We start from the raw sequence: 16,329 nt of genomic DNA, 5'->3' as shown, positions 1-16,329 counted from the left end.
ACAGCGGGTGTGCGGCTGATGCCCGGCGTCGTCGGGCCCGACGAGATCCGCCGCGTCGCCGCTGCTGCGCTCGAGATACCGGGAGCGGACGCCGTCGAGGTCCTGTTCGTTCACGAATGGGGTGGACTCACCCGGTTCGCGTCGAGCTCGATCCACCAGAGCACGTCGCGCGAGGACACGGACCTCAGCGTCCGGGTGGTGATCGGCGATCGCGTCGGCGTCGCGTCGACGAACGATCTGTCGCCCGACGGCGCTCGACGCGTTGCCGATAGCGCGAAGGAGATGGCCGGCGTGGTCGCGCCCGATCCGCTGTTTCCGGGACTCGCCCCGCCGAATCCCGTCGAGGACTCGTCGCGGTTCGACGAGGGAACGGCGTCGACGTCGCCCGAGCGTAGGGCGAACGGCGTAGCGGATCTCGTCGGGCGCCTGTCGAACGGACTCGTCGCCGCCGGCGCGTTCGAGACGATCGGGATGGAGGTCGCCGTCGTGAACACCGAGGGCCAGTTCTGCTGGGCGCCGACGTCACGCGCGTCGGTCACCACGGTGGTCACCGGAGCCGACGGTGGGACTGGCTTCTCGGAGGTGTTCGCCGCGAGCGTCGATGACGTGGACGCCGGGACGGTCGGCGAACGCGCCGCGGGCAAGGCGAACGCATCGAAGAACCCGCGCGACGTGAAGCCCGGGCGCTACACCGTCGTCCTCGAACCGTCCGCCGTCTCGACGCTCGTCGGGTTCCTTGCGTGGATCGGGTTCGGTGGCCGGCAGCTCGTCGAGGGACGCTCGTGCTTGTCGGGTCGCCACGGCGAGCACGTCGCTGCGGATCACGTGACGATGTACGACGACGCCCGGCGTGCGGACACCCTCGGCGTGCCGTTTGATTTCGAGGGCGTGCCGCGCTCACACGTCTCGCTCATCGAGGGCGGCGTGTTCCGCGACGGTGTCTACGACCTTCGAACGGCCAAGCAGGCAGGGAAGGCCACGACGGGGCACGCGCTCCCCCCGCCGAACCCCGAAGGTCCGTTCCCGTTGAACGTGGTCCTCGAACCGGGTGACGCATCGCTCGAGGACATGATCTCCTCGACCGAACGAGGCCTCCTGGTCACGCGGTTCCACTACTCCAACGTCGTCCACCCGATCGAGTCGTCGATCACAGGCATGACACGGGACGGCACGTTTCTCATCGAGAACGGCGAGATTGCGCACCCCGTGAAGAACCTCCGATTCACGCAGTCGATCCTCGAAGCACTCCAGGCCACGACGATGATCGGCAAGGAAAGCGAGCTCGCCAGCGAGTTCTTCTTCAGCGCGTCGCTCGTCCCGGCACTCAAGATCGAGTCCTTCAACTTCAGCAGCACCTCCGACCACTGAGGCGCCCCGGCCGCGTTTGGCCCGCCTGAACGGCACCAATAGACTGACTGACCAGTCGTTCTCGATCGGAGGGATCAGGCATGCAGGTCAGGGACATCATGCACGCCGACGTGAAGAGCACCACGGCGGACGGCAGCTTCGCGGACGTAGCTGCGATCCTGCACGACAACTCCATCTCGTCGGTCGTTGTGATGGACGGCGAACGCCTCGCCGGCATCGTGACCGAACGCGACCTGGTGAACCTCGTGGCCGACGGGGAAGATCCGCGCTCGACGCGCGTCGGCGACCGGATGACGACGAACCTCGACACCGTGTCGCCGCGAACGGATATCGCCGAGGCCGCCGAACACATGGCTCGGCTCAAGATCCGACATCTCCCCGTGGTCGAGGACGACAAGCTGCTCGGGATCATTTCGATCCGGGATCTGTCGAACTGGGCGGTTCGCGAGCTGACGGGGGGGCACGAGCTACCCGATCTGGAGCGCAGCCAGGCCGCGTTGTCGGCCGCGGCCGAGGTCAACCGGGGCGAGCGGTAGCCGCCGTCACACCTTCGCCGCGCGCTCGAACGGTTCGCGCGGTCGCTCGAGCGACCCGAGCTGCGCGAGGTCGCGAGGGAACAGCAACGCGACGGTCCAATCCGCCGCGATCTTCGCCCTCCGGGTGAGCGTCGGCATCGCGTAGAGGTGGTAGGTGCGGTGCGCGAACCACGCCGGGAACCCCTTGACCTTCACGCCCCAGATCTGGGCGACGCCCTTGTAGTGCCCGAGCGAGCACACGGCGCCGATGTTCCGATGCTCGAACGGCTCGAGCTCTCGACCCGCCAACGTCGCCGCGACGTTCCGCGCGAGGCGGTGGCCCTGTCGCATCCCGTACTGCGCCGTGGGCGGCGACAGCGCGCCCGTCGTTCGATCGGGAACGGCGGCCGCGTCGCCTGCCGCCCACGCGTCGTCCACGCCCCGCACGCGTAGGTAGTCGTCCGTGAGGATGCGCCCCGCGTCGTCGACGGGGAGGCCGGAGGCCTTGGCAAGCGACGACGGGCGGACGCCGGCCGTCCACACGAGCGTGTCGGCCCTGAACGAACTGCCGCCCGACAACACCACCGTGCCGTCCAAGTACGACTCCAGGCGCGTGTTCACGGCGATCTCGACGCCGCGCTCAACGAGCCGGTCCTGCGCGTACGAGGCGAGATCGTCGCCAAGCTCAGGCAGGATCTTCGGCGCGACGTCGACGAGGATCCACCGCGGGTTCAACGGCGCGAGCGAGGGATATGTGCGTATCGCGTCGCGAACGAGGTCCTCGAGCTCGCCGAGCGCCTCGACGCCCGCGTAGCCGCCGCCGACGAACACGAACGTGAGCGCGGCCCGCCGTCGGTCTTCGTCATCGCTCGCGGCGGCGACATCGAGTCGCGACAGCACGTGGTTGCGGAGGTGGATCGCCTCTTGCACCGTCTTGAAACCGACGCCGTTCTCGGCGAGGCCCGGGATGGGGAGGACGCGGGATGTCGAACCCGGCGCGATGACGATGACGTCGTACCCGAGCTCACGCTCCGAACCGTCCGCGAGCGTCGCGACCGCACGACGTTGTGCGTGGTCGACGCGGTTCACGGTACCGACGACGATTTCGCAATGCCGGAGTGTGGTCCGAAGGGGAACCACCACCGCGCGCGGATCGATCGTCCCCGACGCGACCTCGGGAAGGAACGGCTGGTACTGCATGAAGTTCTCGGGGTTGACGACGGTGACGCGATGACCGTCGCGTGCCGCTCGTTTCAACCCGATCGCGGCGTACAGGCCCGCGAATCCGGCGCCGACGACGAGGACGCGTGTACGGGCCATGTCGCTGTAGGGCTCAGCGGTTCATCGGGCTCGCTCGCGGAGCGCGGCGAAGTCGTCCGGGGCGCACAGGGCGCCGCCGAGCCGGATCGGGTCGTACCGGGTGCCGTGACAGTCCGAACCGCCTGTCGGCACCAGCCCGAGCTGTTCGGCCAGCGCGCGGTAGCGTTCGCGCTGCTCGGGCGTGTGGTCGCTGTGTTCGACCTCGAGCCCCGCGAGCCCGGCGCCCGCCATCAGTTCGATCAGGTCGGGCGGGAGCGGCGCCTCGCCGTCCCACATGCCGGGGTGCGCCACGACCGCCGCACCGCCCGCCTCTCGGATCAGACGGACCGCGTCGACGGGCGCGAGCGCGTGCTTCGCGATGACGGCGGGCCCGTCGTCCCCGATCCAGACGTCGAACGCCTCTTCCTCGGACTCGACGTGGCCGGCCTCGACGAGCGCCTGCGCGACGTGCGGACGAACGACGTTGCCTCCCCGAGCGATCTCCAGCACCCGCTCCCAGGGAACGGGGACGCCGAGATCGGCTAGGCGCTCGACCATGAGCTCGCCGCGGCGGAGGCGTTGGTCGCGGAGACGACGGAGCTCGCTCTGGAACGCGCGATCGTCGACGTCGACCCAGTACGCCAGGACGTGAACGCTCCTGCGGTCGTGCTCGGCCGAGAGCTCGACTCCGGGGACGACGTGGACGCCGGCACTCGTGCCCGCCGTCCTGCCCTCCTCGAGCGCCTCGGTCGTGTCGTGATCCGTGATCGCGATCACGTCGATGTCTCGCTCGGCTGCGAGACGAACCAGCTGGGCCGGGGTGAACGTGCCGTCGGAGCGGTCGGTGTGCGTGTGGAGATCGATGCGTGACATCGCTGGCATGCTCGCAGACGGAGCGAGCGCGCCTCAACCGGTCCGTCAGGCAGGCGCGACGAACGCCGGCGTGATCTCGCCGACCGTTCGAACACCCGCGAGGGCCATGGCGTTCTCGAGCTCGGCCCGCAGGATGGTCAACACGTCCACGACGCCCTGCTCCCCAGCCACCGTGAGTCCCCACACTGCCGGCCGTCCCACCAACACGGCCGAAGCCCCCAGGGCGAGCGCCTTGAACACGTCGATCCCCCGACGGACGCCGCCATCGATGAGAACGGGGATCCGACCTTCTACCGCCGCGACGATCTCGGATACGACCGAGATCGGCGCGGCGACGCCATCGAGCTGCCGCCCGCCGTGGTTCGACACGACGATTCCGTCGACACCGTTGTCGAGGGCGATCTTGGCGTCCTCCGCCGTCATGAGCCCTTTGACCAACAACGGCAGCGGCGCGAGCTCGCGGATCCACGCGAGGTCGCGCCACGAGATGTGCGGGTCGAACACGAGCTCGCTCTGCGTCGTGCCGTACGGCATCTCGAAACCACTGCGCGTGTCGCGGTGGCGCAGGCCCCCGACAGGAAAGTCCACCGTGAAGCAAACGCCGGCGTACCCCGCTCCGTGGACCCGGCGGAGCATCTCAGCGGTGAGCTCGCGATCCGTGAACACGTACAGCTGCCACCATTTCGGGAACGTCGACGCGGTACTCACCTGCTCGAGCCGGTCGAGCGCCGTGGTCGACACGACCATGATCGTTCCCACCCGCGCCGCCGCGCGCGCCGTCGCCGGTTCGCCGTCGGGATGCGCGAGCGCCTGATACGCCCACGGCGCGATCAGGATCGGACACGAGAGCGACGTCCCGAGCAGCTCTGTTGACGCATCCGGGGGGTAGGCCCCAGCGAGTATCCGCGGACGGATCACCCACCGCTCGAACGCGCGCCGGTTCTCCGCGACCGTCCACTCGTCGCCGGCGCCGCCCGCGTAGTAGTCGTACACGTCCGGCGGCAACAGCTCGCGCGCGGCGGGTTCGTACTCGTCGACGGTGAGGTACCGACGCTGCTCGAGCATCGAGCCGAGCCTACCCGTCAGCGCGCGCGGGCGTACCGCCTGGCACCGCCGAGATCGCGTGACAGGCCACGCGCAACTTCCTTCACCGCCGCGACGACGTCCTTGCGGACGTGTTCCTCCGGCAGCAACCGCTCGACCGGACCGACGACGCCGATCGCGCCCACGACGCGCCCCACCTGCCCGAACACGGGCGCCGCGATCTCCGCCTCGCCGATGACCGCCTCCTGGTTCTCGATCGCGACGCCATCGCGCCGGATCGCGTCGAGGCTCGATCGCAGACCGTCCAGCTCCACGATCGTGCGGCCGGTGAGGCGCGGAAGCGGTCCGTCCAGGAACGAGCCGATCGCCGGCTCGTCCTGGTGCGCGGCCGTCGCGCGACCGAGCGCACACGCGTGCCACGGGATCGTCGCGCCGACCTCGAGGATCTGCAGCGAGTTGTCCGGCCGGAACACGTGGTGAACGATCAGCATGCTCGTCCCGTTCGGAACGCCCACTCGGACTGCTTCCGACGTTCGCGTCGCGAGCGAGTCGGCCCACAGCAGCGAGCGCGCGCGGAGCTCGTGCCGGTCGAGGAACGCGTTGCCGAGCAGCAGTAGCGCCGGCCCGAGCCGGTACTTTCCCGTCTCGACGTCGCGCTCGACGAGTTCGTCCTCCTCGAGCGCACGGATCAGCCCGTACACCGTCGCCTTCGCAAGACCGAGCCGCTCCGCGAGCTCCGTCACGCCGAGACGCGGCTGGTCGGCTCCGAGCTCGCGGAGGATCGCCGCGGCGCGGCGTACCGACTGGATCATGCGTCACCACCCGACGCCGTGCGTTCGAGCGCCGTGAACAGGAGCGCCGTCGACGTGGCTCCGGGGTCCTGATGTCCGACGCTCCGAGGACCGAGGTACGACGCGCGTCCCTTGCGTGCATGTAACGGGACCGTCGAGCGCATGCCTTCCTCCGCGGCGGCCCGCGCGCGCCCCGCCACCGTGGCAAAGTCCTCGCCCGATCGCAGGCCGCGCTCGAACGCATCGATCGCCGGGACGAGCGCGTCGACGATGGTCTTGTCGCCCGGCTGCGCGGCGCCGAGCCGCTGGATCTCCTCGAGCGCGGCGCGAAGAAGGACGAGCAGGTCTTCGGCATCGAACGTCTCGCTAGTGTCGAGCGACCGTCCCATCTGCCGGATGGCCGAGCCGTAAAGCGGACCCGCCGCGCCGCCCACCGACATCACCAGCGTGGTTCCGACAACCTCGAGCAGCGCGCCGGGCGGCCTGCTTGCGTCCTCGTCGATCTTTCGCAGCGCGGCGGCGAAGCCTCGGTCCATGTTCACCCCGTGGTCGGCGTCGCCGATCGCCGCGTCGAGCTGGGTCAGGTAGTCGCGGTTCCGGTGGATCTGCCGAGCGACGTCGTCGATCCACCGCGCCACGAAGGCCCCGTCGAGCCGTTCCGGCCGTCCCACGCCCAGTCCGTTTCTCCCGACCTCTTCCAGATCTTTTCCCACACACGAACGCCCCTCGGATCGATGAGGCGCGTGCTTGGCGTTCGACCATACCGAACAACTGACGGATATTCCAGCCTCGTAACGAGCATGTTGCGATTTGACGGCGTCTCGCGGCAGATGTCTGCTACGCGCGAAGTGCCCGCCGGGGCACGACGAGGGGGTGATCGGCGAGATGTTCCTCGGCGAGGTCGTAGGGACCGCCACGCTGATCCTGTTCGGAGACGGGGTCGTAGCCGGGGTCCTGCTGAACAAATCCAAGGCGCAGAACGCCGGGTGGGTGGTCATCACCTTCGCGTGGGGACTCGGCGTGTACATGGGTGTGCTCACCAGCCTCGCCGTCACCGGCGGCGTCGCGCACCTCAACCCTGCCGTGACGATCGGGTTCGCCGTCGCGGACGCCACCGAGTGGGCCGACGTTCCGGTGCTGATCGCGGGCGAGTTCATCGGCGCCGCGATCGGCGCCGTCCTCGTGTGGCTCGCGTACCTGCCGCACTGGGAACAGACCGACGACCCGGGGCTGAAGCTCGCCGTGTTCTCGACGGGACCGGCGATCCGCAACGTTCCCGCGAACCTGATCACCGAGATCATCGGTACGTTCATCCTGGTGTTCGGGATCTTCGCCCTCGTGCCTTCGCTGCTCGGCGCCGACGCGGCGGGAGGGGCGGACATCGGTCCCCTCGGCGTGGCGCTGCTGGTGGTCGTCATCGGGATGTCGCTCGGCGGACCGACGGGCTATGCGATCAACCCCGCCAGGGACCTGGGTCCTCGCATCATGCACTTCGTCCTGCCGATCGCCGGCAAGGGCGATTCAGACTGGAGCTATTCGTGGGTCCCGGTCGTGGGCCCGGTCATCGGCGGCATCGTCGGTGGCCTCCTTGGCAACGCGGTGTTCTTCCAGTAGGCCGATGAACGCGCGACGGACGGGTGAGGAGAGGAGCCCTGGATGAAGAAGCTGATCAACAAGCCCGAGGGCGTCGTAGGCGAAGAGCTGCAGGGCATCGAGAAGGCGCACCCGGACCTCGTGCGCGTCTTCTACGATCCGAACTACATCGTTCGCGCGGACGCACCGGTGCAGGGGAAGGTCGCGCTCGTCTCCGGCGGCGGTTCGGGACACGAGCCGATGCACGGCGGGTTCGTGGGTGTGGGAATGCTCGACGCGGCGTGTCCGGGTGAGGTATTCACCTCGCCGACCCCCGATCAGATGGAGGCGGCGACGAAGGCCGTGAACGGCGGCGCCGGCGTCGTCCACATCGTGAAGAACTACACCGGCGACGTCATGAACTTCGAGATGGCGGCGGATTTGTGCCGCGCCGAAGGGATCGACGTCGAATCGGTCCTCGTGGACGACGACGTCGCCGTGCAGGACAGCCTGTATACGGCGGGACGGCGAGGCGTCGGGACGACGGTCCTGCTCGAGAAGATCGCCGGCGCCGCCGCAGAGGAACGGCGCCCGCTGAAGGAGGTCGCGGATATCGCCCGCGAGGTGAACGCGAACGGCCGCAGCATGGGCATGGCGCTGACCTCGTGCACCGTTCCTGCGGCGGGCAAGCCGACCTTCGAGATCGGCGACGACGAGATAGAGATCGGCATCGGTATCCACGGCGAGCCGGGGCGCGAGCGGACCAAACTCAAGCCGGCAGCAGAGATCGTGGAGATCATGGCGACCGCGGTCGCCGACGATGTGCCGTTCAAGCAGGGTGATCAGGTGCTGGCGTTCGTGAACGGGATGGGTGGAACGCCGCTGATCGAGCTATACATCGTCTTCAACGAGGTAGCGAAGTTCCTGAAGGGCCGCGGCATCACGATCGCGCGGAACCTGATCGGCTCGTACATCACCTCGCTCGAGATGGCGGGCTGCTCGATCACCTTGCTGAAGCTGTCCGACGAGCTGATCCGGCTGTGGGACGCGCCGGTCAAGACGCCGGGCCTTCGCTGGGGCGCGTGAGGATCCCGGGAGTGGCGGCGACGGAGGAACGTGTGAGCGTCGGTTACGACGACGTCGAACGTGCGATCCGCGCGTTCGCCGCCGTCGTCGCGGAGAACAAGGAGTTCCTGACGCAGCTGGACTCCGCGATCGGCGACGCGGACCACGGGATCAACATGAACCGCGGGATGAACGCGGTGCTCGGCAAGCTGGAGGGTCAACCGAGGGGCGATATCGGCGCCCTGTTCAAGACGACCGGCATGACGCTCGTCTCGACCGTCGGGGGCGCCGGCGGTCCTCTGTATGGAACGCTGTTCCTCCAGCTCGGCGCGGCGCTCACCGGTAAGCAGACGATCGAATCATCCGATTGGGCAGCCGCGCTCGATGCGGCCGTCACGGGCGTCCAGGCCCGCGGCAAGGCCGAGCCGAACGACAAGACCATGATCGACGCGCTCGTCCCCGCCCGCGACGCGTTCAAGGCCGCGCTCGGCGACGCTGCGTCGTTCGCGGACGCGTTGCGGCGCGCAGCGGAGGCGGCGGAGGAGGGGGTGAAGGCGACGGTTCCGCTCGTCGCACGCAAGGGGCGCGCGAGCTACCTCGGGGAGCGGAGCGCCGGACATCAGGATCCCGGAGCGACCTCTTCGTGGCTGCTGGTGAAGACGATCGCGGACACGTGGACGCAACGCGTAAAGGAACCACGGTGAACAAGGAGGTGGGATAACGAATGGTGGACTACGTTGGCGCGGTCGACCAGGGCACGACGAGCACCAGGTTCATGGTCTTCGACCACAGCGGCAGCGTCGTTGGGGTGGATCAGAAAGAGCATGAGCAGATCTATCCGAAGCCCGGCTGGGTCGAACACGACCCAATGGAGATCATCGCCCGAACGCACGACGTCATCGACGACGGGCTGAAGAAGGCCGGGATCACCGCAAGCGATCTGGCGGCGGTTGGCATCACCAACCAGCGCGAGACGACGGTTGTGTGGGACCGAACCACCGGAAAGCCGATCTACAACGCGTTGGTATGGCAGGACACGCGCACGCAGGGCGTCGTCGACGAGCTCTCCGCGGACGGCGGACAGGACCGGTTCCGCGAGAAGGCGGGCCTGCCGCTGGCGACGTACTTCTCCGGGACCAAGGCCAAGTGGCTGCTCGAGAACGTCGAGGGGGCCCGGGCGAAGGCCGAGGCCGGCGACCTGCTCTTCGGCAACATCGACACGTGGGTGATGTGGAACCTCACCGGCGGTATGGACGGCGGCGTCCACGTCACCGACGTCTCGAACGCGAGCCGGACGATGCTCATGAACCTGGAGACACTCGACTGGGACGACGAGCTGCTCGAGGCGTTCGGCATCCCGCGCTCGATGCTGCCCACCATCCAGCCCTCCTCCGCTGTGTACGGGCAGCTGAAGGGGACGCTCGAGGGCATCTCGGTCGCCGGTGACCTCGGCGACCAGCAAGCGGCAACGTTCGGCCAGGCCGCCTACGACATCGGCGACGCCAAGAACACGTATGGCACGGGCAACTTCATGCTGCTCAACACAGGCACCGAGATCGTGCCGAGCAAGAGCGGTCTGTTGACGACGCTCGGATGGAAGCTCGGCGACCAGCCCGCGATTTACTGCCTGGAGGGCTCGATCGCCATCACCGGTGCACTAGTCCAGTGGCTGCGGGACAACCTCGGCCTGATCAAGAGCTCGCCCGAGGTGGAGGACCTGGCGAAGACCGTCGATGACAACGGCGGCACCTACTTCGTGCCGGCGTTCTCGGGACTGTTCGCGCCCTACTGGCGCGGCGATGCCCGCGGCGCCATCGTCGGACTCACCCGCTACGTCAAGAAGGGCCACATCGCCCGAGCGGCGCTCGAGGCGACGGCGTGGCAGACGCGCGAGGTGGTCGACGCGATGGAGGCGGACTCCGGCGTCAAGCTGAAGGAGCTGAAGGTCGACGGCGGCATGGTCTACAACGACCTGCTGATGCAGTTCCAGGCCGACTCGTTGCAGGTCCCGGTGATCCGTCCGAAGGTCGCGGAGACGACGGCGCTCGGCGCGGCGTACGCGGCCGGACTCGCTGTGGGCTTCTGGGACTCCTACGACGACCTTCGGAAGAACTGGGGCAAGGACAAGGAGTGGACGCCCCAGATGGAAGCCTCGGAGATCGAGCGCGAGTACGCGCAGTGGAAGAAGGCAGTGACGCGCACGTTCGATTGGGTGGAGTGATCCTCATGGAGGAACGGGAACACACGCACGGCGACTTCGCCGAGGGCCAGGAACGGGACGAGGGCGATCACGAGGACGAGCACACCGGCTCGTTCGCGGAGGGCCAGGCGGACACGCACGAGCACGGCGGCGCGCACGGCGGCGACTTCGCGGAGGGTCAGGAGGAGTCCGAGGAGCACGAGCACGGCGAGGGCTCGTTCGCCGAGGGCCAGGAGGACGAGTCCAAGCACGAGCACTAGCGCGTACGCGTCGGGGTGCCCGATGGCAGACTCGCGGCGATGACGAGCGCATCGGGCACCCGGCCGTTCCACGTGCTGATCGTCGGCGGCGGGGGAACCGGGGGCGCGCTCGCGCACGACCTCACGCTTCGGGGCCTCAAGGTCACACTGGTCGAGCGAGGCGAGTTCACTTCGGGGACGACGGGGCGACACCATGGCCTGCTGCACTCGGGCGCGCGGTACGCCGTCGGCGACGCTGAGTCGGCGATCGAGTGCATCGAGGAGAACACGATCCTCAGACGGATCTGCCCGGGAACGTTCGAGGAGAACGACGGGCTGTTCGTCGCGATCACCGACGAGGACATGGAGTACTACGACGATTTCGTCAAGGCGTGCGCCGACTGCGGCATCCCCGCGCAGGATCTGACGCGGGACCAGGCGCTCGCGCTCGAGCCGAACCTCAACCCCTCGCTCAAAGCCGCCGTTCGTGTTCCGGACGCGACGATGGACGCCATGCGGATGCCCCTCCGGTTCTTCGCGACCGCCAAACGCAACGGGGCGGATCTCCGCAACTACGTCGAGGTGCTCGACCTCGTCGTGAACGACCGCGTCGTCTCGGGCGCGGTGGTCCGCGACCACGTGACGGGCAAGGTGGGCGAGATCTCGGCGGACATCGCGGTGAACGCGACCGGCCCCTGGAGCGAGAAGGTCGCCGCCATGGCCGGCGTCGACGTCCCGATCCGCCCCTCCCCCGGCGTGATGCTCGCTTTGCGGGGCAGGCTCTGCAACATGGTCGTGAACCGCATGCACCGCTCCGGCGACGGCGACATCATCGTTCCGCAGCGAGCGCTCTCGATCGTGGGGACGTCCTCGTGGACGGTCGACGACCCAGAGGAGCTCGACGTCCCTGAGGATCACGTGCAGCGGATGTACGAGGAAGGCGCCAAGCTGATCCCGGGTGTGACACGAGCAGAGTTCCGCTCGGCATGGTCTGCGGCTCGGCCCCTCATCGGCTCGCGCGACGACGCCGACACAGGACGCGAGCTGTCGCGAACGTTCAAGACGTACGACCATGCCGAGACCGACGGCGTCGAGGGCTTCGTGACGATAACGGGCGGGAAGGCGACCACGCTCCGCGGAATGGCCGAGCTCTGCGCGGACATCGTGTGCCGCAAGCTCGGTGTCGAAGCGGAGTGCCGAACGCGCGAGACGGTGCTGGCGCCGCACACGGAGGTGTACGCGGCCTGACATGAGCATGACGATCGACGCGCGGACAGATATCGACGCCGCCGGAACGGCCGCACCGCCGGCGGGAACACGCCGGTTCCGTGTGTTTCGGTACAAGCGAGGAGACGAGCGGCCCCACTACGAGACGTTCGAGGTGCCGGTCGGGTACCGAACGACGGTGTTCGAATCGCTCCGGTGGATCCAGGTCCACCGCGACCGAACGCTCGCGCTCCGTCACTCGTGTCTGCACGCGTCGTGTGGAACGTGCGGCGTGCGTGTGAACGGGAAGGAAGCGCTCGCGTGCGCGACGATGGTCCACGACGTCGGACGCGAGATCACCGTCGAGCCGATCGCGAACGTGCCGGTCCTCACTGACCTCGTCGTCGACATGCGTGACGTCTTCGAGCGGTTCCCTGACGAGCATCCGATCGTCCGCGAGAGCGAGTTCCTCGACGGCGCGGATACACCCGACGGGATCGCGAGCTACGAGCGCTACGAGGACTGCATCGAATGCGGGCTGTGTCTCTCGGCGTGCCCGGTGGTCGTGACCGCGGAGCGCTACGTGGGGCCGGCTGCCCTCGCGTGGGGCGAACGAGTACTCGAGGAGCCGCGCGGCGCCGACGTGGCGAACCTGCTCTCGTGGGCGAACGATCCCGACGGCGTCTGGCGATGCCACGCGACCTTCGAGTGCACGGCCGCGTGTCCTTCCGGGGTGAACCCCGCGGCGCGGATCATGTCCCTGCGCGGGACGCTGCTTGGCGGGCGCCTCCGGAGGCAGCCGCACGGGAACGACCCGACGTGAGCGACGCCATGGACGAGCGCCGCGTCCGCGGGCCAGTGCAGCGCAAAGGCCTCGGGCCCCGGCCGGTCGGCTGGCTCGACCCGCGCGGGCGGACGCTCGGCCACGTCGCGTTCGTGGGGAACCGGATCACCGGTCTCGGGTTGGTCTTCTATCTGTACCTTCACCTGGCCGTGCTCTCGTTGCTGCTCCGCGGCGGAGAGGCGTGGAACGACTTCCTGGAGCTCGCCACGACGACGGTCTTCCTTCTGCTCGACGTGCTGTTGCTGTTCGGACTGCTGTACCACGGGTTGAACGGCCTGCGCGTCACGCTGGTCGGAACGGGCTACGTGCCGAACCGTCAGAAGGCACTGTGGTGGGCGGGCGCCGTCATCGGAACGCTCGTGCTTGCCCTTGCGGCGTTCCACATCCTGGGCGAGAGCTGACGTGGCGGTTCGAACGGATGAAGGCATCGGGACGGAACGTCGTGGCCGACAGACGCTCGTCTGGCGGGCGACCGCTTCCTCCGGCGTGGCGCTCGTCGTGCTCATCACCGTCCACATGGTGGCGCACCACTTCGTGGTGCAGGGAACCGGCGGCCTGCGCAGCTACCGGCAGGTGCTCGAGTACGTCGCGAATCCCGCCATCTTCACGATCGAGCTCCTGTTCCTGGTCGTCGTGACCGTCCACGCGATGCTCGGCCTGCGGAGCGTGCTGTTCGACCTTGCGACCGGCGAGCGCGCGCGGGCATGGATCTCACGCGCGTTGGTGGTGCTCGGCGTGGTCACGGTCGCGTACGGCATCACCCTCATCGTCACGCTCGCGTCGCGAGCCTGACGCCACAGCGTGGTCGGCATCGTTCTCGTCTCGCACAGCCGGTCCATCGCCGAGGGCGCTGCCGAGCTCGCGCGCCAAATGGGCGGCGAAGACGTTCGGATCGAGACGGCGGGCGGGCTCGACTCGCCGGACCGGGTGATCGGGACGGATGCGGCCCTGGTCGTCCAGGCGATCGAACGAGCGTGGTCCGACGATGGGGTCCTGGTGCTGATGGATCTCGGGAGCGCCGTCCTCTCGGCCGAGATGGCGCTCGACCTGTTGCCGGACGGCCAACGCGACAGAGTGCTGCTCACTGCGGCGCCGTTCGTCGAGGGAGCAGTTGCGGCCGCGGTCTCGGCTCGGATCGGGTCGACGCTCGAGCAGGTCGCGGCGGAGGCACAAGGCGGGCTGTCGGCGAAGGCGGTACACCTCGGAGCCGAAGCTCCTCCGGCCGACGCGCCGCCCGGCACCGGCGAGGACGCCGGCGGCAGCGCGACGGCGGAGTTCGTCGTTCGAACCGCTCATGGGCTCCACGCGCGTCCCGCCGCACTGCTCGTTCGAACGGCGTCGTCGTTCGACGCGGACGTCGACGTGACCAACCTCGACACGGGGCGTGGTCCCGTCTCAGCACGGAGCCTCAACGCCGTGGCGACGCTCGGCGTCACGAAGGGACAGCGCGTCGAGGCCTCGGCATCCGGTCCGCAAGCACGCGAGGCGATCGACGCGCTGCGGGAGCTCGCCGACCGCAACTTCGACGAACGCGACGAGGAGGAACGGCCCGAACCCACGCCCGTCGGTCGCCGGGACGTGAGCGCCGCCGTTGCCGGCCGAACGCTGACCGGCCTGCCGGCCTCACCCGGCGTTGCCGTCGGAGAGGTCCGCTCGTTCCGCGCGCCTTCGCTCGAGGTTCACGACGCCCCCAGCCGCGGGGCGCACGAGGAGCTCCGGGCGCTCGATGAAGCGCTCTCCGCGGCCCGGCGCGACATCGAACGCCAGCGTTCGACGGCGGCGGGACGGGCGGGCGCCTACCGAGCCGCGATCTTCGACGCCCACCTGTTGCTCCTGGACGACGAGGCGATCGTCGGCGCGGCTCGCGAGGGCATCGCGTCCGGCGAGAGCGCCGCGGTGGCGTGGCACGACGCGATCGAGGCGGTCGCGACGACGTGGGAGAACATCGCCGACGAGTACCAGCGCGCCAGAGCGGCCGACGTTCGGAGCGTGGGGACGCAGGTCCTCGCGCGTCTTCTCGGCGTCGAGGTGCCTAAGCCGAGTCTCGAGGCGCCGGGGGTGCTCGTCGCGCCGGACCTCGCACCGGCAGACGCGGCGGCGCTCGACCGTTCGACCGCGCTCGGCGTGGCGACGGCGTTCGGGGGGCCGACCTCGCATGCAGCCGTGCTGGCTCGCGCGCTCGGCATTCCCGCGGTCGTCGGTCTCGGCGCCGACGTTCTCGACGTCGCCGAGGGCACGAACGTCGCGCTCGACGGCGAGGCGGGGATCGTCGTTCCGGATCCGGATGCCGATACGGTCGAAGCGTTCGAAGCGCGGCGTCGCGCTCGTGCCGACACGGATCGCGCCGCTCGCAAGCGAGCGGCCGAACAGGCGATCACCCGCGATGGCGTCGTCATCGAGGTCGCCGCGAACGTCGGTTCGCTCGACGACGTCGCGCAAGCGCTCGACGCCGGAGCGGACGGCGTCGGTCTGTTCCGCACCGAGTTCCTGTTCCTCGACCGAGACGACGCACCCACCGAGGCCGAGCAGGAGGCCGCCTACCGCGCGGCCGCCGTCGCCCTCGACGGCCGACCGATGCTCGTGCGAACGCTCGACGCGGGCGCGGACAAGCCACTGCCCTACCTGGCCGAACCCGACGAACCGAACCCCTTCCTGGGGGTTCGCGGACTGCGGCTCGGCCTCATGCGACCGGACGTGCTCGACGTCCAGTTGCGCGCACTCGTCCGGGTCGCCGCGGATCACCCCGTTCGCGTGATGTTCCCGATGGTGGCGACGCTGGAGGAACTTCGCGCCGCCCGCGGTGCCATCGACCGCGCCCAGAACGCCGTCGTGGTCTCCGGCGCTCGCGTTGCCGAACGGCTCGAGGTCGGCGCCATGATCGAGGTCCCCTCGGCCGCCCTCGCCGCCGATCGACTCGCTCCGGCGGTCGACTTCTTCTCGCTCGGCACGAACGACCTGTCGCAATACGTGCTGGCGGCCGATCGAGGGAACGAACGGGTGGCGTCGCTCGCGGACGCGCTCCATCCGGCGGTCCTCGAGCTGATCCGCCGGACCGCCCAGGCGGCGGCCGCCGGGGGCATCTGGGCGGGTGTGTGCGGCGAGCTGGCCGGCGACCCACTCGCGACGCCCCTCCTAATCGGCCTCGGCGTCCGCGAGCTGTCAATGAGCGCGCCGGCGATCCCTCACGTGAAGCACGCCGTCCGCGAGACGGATCTCGACGCCGCCGGCGCTCTCGCCGTAGAGGCGCTTTCGCTCTCGTCCGCTACCGAGGTTCGTGAGCTCCTGCGCACGCGCGCCCACATCTGAACTGCAT

17 protein-coding genes are annotated in these 16,329 nt (G+C 69.1%); 12 read left to right on the top strand and 5 right to left on the bottom strand.

What is annotated here, in order from left to right; translation table 11 throughout:
• Positions 1–18: 18 nt before the first annotated feature.
• The gene (locus VFA08_00415; protein HYZ12058.1) at positions 19–1,368 is read left to right on the top strand and encodes a TldD/PmbA family protein; all 1,350 of its coding nucleotides are present in this window, start codon (positions 19–21) and stop codon (positions 1,366–1,368) included.
• An 80-nt stretch (positions 1,369–1,448) separates the two neighbouring features.
• Positions 1,449–1,904, top strand: a complete 456-nt coding sequence (locus tag VFA08_00410; protein HYZ12057.1) for a CBS domain-containing protein — start codon at positions 1,449–1,451, stop codon at positions 1,902–1,904.
• Between the two features lie 6 nt (positions 1,905–1,910).
• Here VFA08_00410 and VFA08_00405 read toward each other — a convergent pair whose 3' ends face one another.
• Genes VFA08_00405 through dhaL (VFA08_00385) form a run of 5 tightly spaced genes read right to left on the bottom strand, consistent with a single transcriptional unit; the run spans position 1,911 to position 6,603 of the window.
• The gene (locus tag VFA08_00405) at positions 1,911–3,203 is read right to left on the bottom strand and encodes an NAD(P)/FAD-dependent oxidoreductase (protein ID HYZ12056.1); all 1,293 of its coding nucleotides are present in this window, start codon (positions 3,201–3,203) and stop codon (positions 1,911–1,913) included.
• A 21-nt stretch (positions 3,204–3,224) separates the two neighbouring features.
• Positions 3,225–4,055 (bottom strand): PHP domain-containing protein, encoded by an 831-nt coding sequence (locus tag VFA08_00400; protein HYZ12055.1) that lies wholly within the window; start codon positions 4,053–4,055, stop codon positions 3,225–3,227.
• 45 nt (positions 4,056–4,100) lie between these two features.
• Entirely contained in the window at positions 4,101–5,120 is a 1,020-nt protein-coding gene (locus VFA08_00395) for an alpha-hydroxy acid oxidase (protein HYZ12054.1), read from the bottom strand.
• Positions 5,121–5,137: 17 nt separating this feature from the next.
• Positions 5,138–5,911 carry an IclR family transcriptional regulator gene (locus tag VFA08_00390; GenBank protein HYZ12053.1) on the bottom strand — a complete coding sequence of 258 codons (774 nt, stop codon included), beginning with the start codon at positions 5,909–5,911 and terminating at the stop codon, positions 5,138–5,140.
• Positions 5,908–6,603: a dihydroxyacetone kinase subunit DhaL gene (dhaL, locus tag VFA08_00385; GenBank protein HYZ12052.1), complete on the bottom strand. Its 696-nt coding sequence runs from the start codon at positions 6,601–6,603 to the stop codon at positions 5,908–5,910. The genes VFA08_00390 and dhaL (VFA08_00385) overlap by 4 nt, the downstream gene beginning before the upstream one ends.
• 172 nt (positions 6,604–6,775) lie before the next feature.
• Between dhaL (VFA08_00385) and VFA08_00380 the strand changes: the two genes are divergently transcribed.
• Genes VFA08_00380 through ptsP form a run of 10 tightly spaced genes read left to right on the top strand, consistent with a single transcriptional unit; the run spans position 6,776 to position 16,322 of the window.
• Positions 6,776–7,504 carry an MIP/aquaporin family protein gene (locus VFA08_00380; GenBank protein HYZ12051.1) on the top strand — a complete coding sequence of 243 codons (729 nt, stop codon included), beginning with the start codon at positions 6,776–6,778 and terminating at the stop codon, positions 7,502–7,504.
• 42 nt (positions 7,505–7,546) lie between these two features.
• On the top strand, positions 7,547–8,548 hold the full coding sequence (dhaK, locus tag VFA08_00375; protein ID HYZ12050.1) for a dihydroxyacetone kinase subunit DhaK: 1,002 nt from the start codon (positions 7,547–7,549) through the stop codon (positions 8,546–8,548).
• An 11-nt stretch (positions 8,549–8,559) separates the two neighbouring features.
• A complete protein-coding gene (dhaL, locus tag VFA08_00370) occupies positions 8,560–9,231 on the top strand; it encodes a dihydroxyacetone kinase subunit DhaL (GenBank protein HYZ12049.1) in 672 nt (223 codons plus the stop codon).
• A gap of 20 nt (positions 9,232–9,251) precedes the next feature.
• Positions 9,252–10,748, top strand: coding sequence for a glycerol kinase GlpK (gene glpK, locus VFA08_00365; GenBank protein ID HYZ12048.1), 1,497 nt, complete (start codon positions 9,252–9,254; stop codon positions 10,746–10,748).
• A 5-nt stretch (positions 10,749–10,753) separates the two neighbouring features.
• A complete protein-coding gene (locus tag VFA08_00360; protein ID HYZ12047.1) occupies positions 10,754–10,987 on the top strand; it encodes a hypothetical protein in 234 nt (77 codons plus the stop codon).
• Positions 10,988–11,002: 15 nt separating this feature from the next.
• Positions 11,003–12,214 carry an FAD-dependent oxidoreductase gene (locus tag VFA08_00355; protein HYZ12046.1) on the top strand — a complete coding sequence of 404 codons (1,212 nt, stop codon included), beginning with the start codon at positions 11,003–11,005 and terminating at the stop codon, positions 12,212–12,214.
• 1 nt (position 12,215) lies between these two features.
• Positions 12,216–12,995, top strand: a complete 780-nt coding sequence (locus VFA08_00350; protein ID HYZ12045.1) for a succinate dehydrogenase/fumarate reductase iron-sulfur subunit — start codon at positions 12,216–12,218, stop codon at positions 12,993–12,995.
• A complete protein-coding gene (locus VFA08_00345; protein ID HYZ12044.1) occupies positions 12,992–13,417 on the top strand; it encodes a succinate dehydrogenase, cytochrome b556 subunit in 426 nt (141 codons plus the stop codon). Before VFA08_00350 ends, VFA08_00345 begins: the two co-directional genes overlap by 4 nt.
• Position 13,418: 1 nt before the next feature.
• The gene (locus VFA08_00340) at positions 13,419–13,808 is read left to right on the top strand and encodes a hypothetical protein (GenBank protein ID HYZ12043.1); all 390 of its coding nucleotides are present in this window, start codon (positions 13,419–13,421) and stop codon (positions 13,806–13,808) included.
• Positions 13,809–13,817: 9 nt separating this feature from the next.
• Positions 13,818–16,322 carry a phosphoenolpyruvate--protein phosphotransferase gene (ptsP, locus tag VFA08_00335; protein ID HYZ12042.1) on the top strand — a complete coding sequence of 835 codons (2,505 nt, stop codon included), beginning with the start codon at positions 13,818–13,820 and terminating at the stop codon, positions 16,320–16,322.
• The last annotated feature ends 7 nt before the right edge of the window (positions 16,323–16,329 follow it).

It is taken from the genome of Actinomycetota bacterium (assembly GCA_035640355.1).
GTDB lineage: Bacteria > Actinomycetota > UBA4738 > UBA4738 > HRBIN12 > CALGFI01.
The sequence above is the reverse complement of the archived record's forward strand: the minus strand, read 5'-3'. Positions and strand labels throughout refer to the sequence as shown.

What these genes read in the sequence shown, in the direction of transcription:
- VFA08_00360 (HYZ12047.1), top strand. Translation starts at nt 10,754, where the DNA reads ATGGAGGAACGGGAACACACGCACGGCGACTTCGCCGAGGGCCAGGAA.
- VFA08_00405 (HYZ12056.1), bottom strand. Translation starts at nt 3,203, where the DNA reads ATGGCCCGTACACGCGTCCTCGTCGTCGGCGCCGGATTCGCGGGCCTG.
- VFA08_00350 (HYZ12045.1), top strand. Translation starts at nt 12,216, where the DNA reads ATGAGCATGACGATCGACGCGCGGACAGATATCGACGCCGCCGGAACG.
- VFA08_00380 (HYZ12051.1), top strand. Translation starts at nt 6,776, where the DNA reads ATGTTCCTCGGCGAGGTCGTAGGGACCGCCACGCTGATCCTGTTCGGA.
- dhaK (HYZ12050.1), top strand. Translation starts at nt 7,547, where the DNA reads ATGAAGAAGCTGATCAACAAGCCCGAGGGCGTCGTAGGCGAAGAGCTG.
- VFA08_00390 (HYZ12053.1), bottom strand. Translation starts at nt 5,911, where the DNA reads ATGATCCAGTCGGTACGCCGCGCCGCGGCGATCCTCCGCGAGCTCGGA.
- VFA08_00400 (HYZ12055.1), bottom strand. Translation starts at nt 4,055, where the DNA reads ATGTCACGCATCGATCTCCACACGCACACCGACCGCTCCGACGGCACG.
- VFA08_00395 (HYZ12054.1), bottom strand. Translation starts at nt 5,120, where the DNA reads ATGCTCGAGCAGCGTCGGTACCTCACCGTCGACGAGTACGAACCCGCC.
- VFA08_00410 (HYZ12057.1), top strand. Translation starts at nt 1,449, where the DNA reads ATGCAGGTCAGGGACATCATGCACGCCGACGTGAAGAGCACCACGGCG.
- VFA08_00415 (HYZ12058.1), top strand. Translation starts at nt 19, where the DNA reads ATGCCCGGCGTCGTCGGGCCCGACGAGATCCGCCGCGTCGCCGCTGCT.
- glpK (HYZ12048.1), top strand. Translation starts at nt 9,252, where the DNA reads ATGGTGGACTACGTTGGCGCGGTCGACCAGGGCACGACGAGCACCAGG.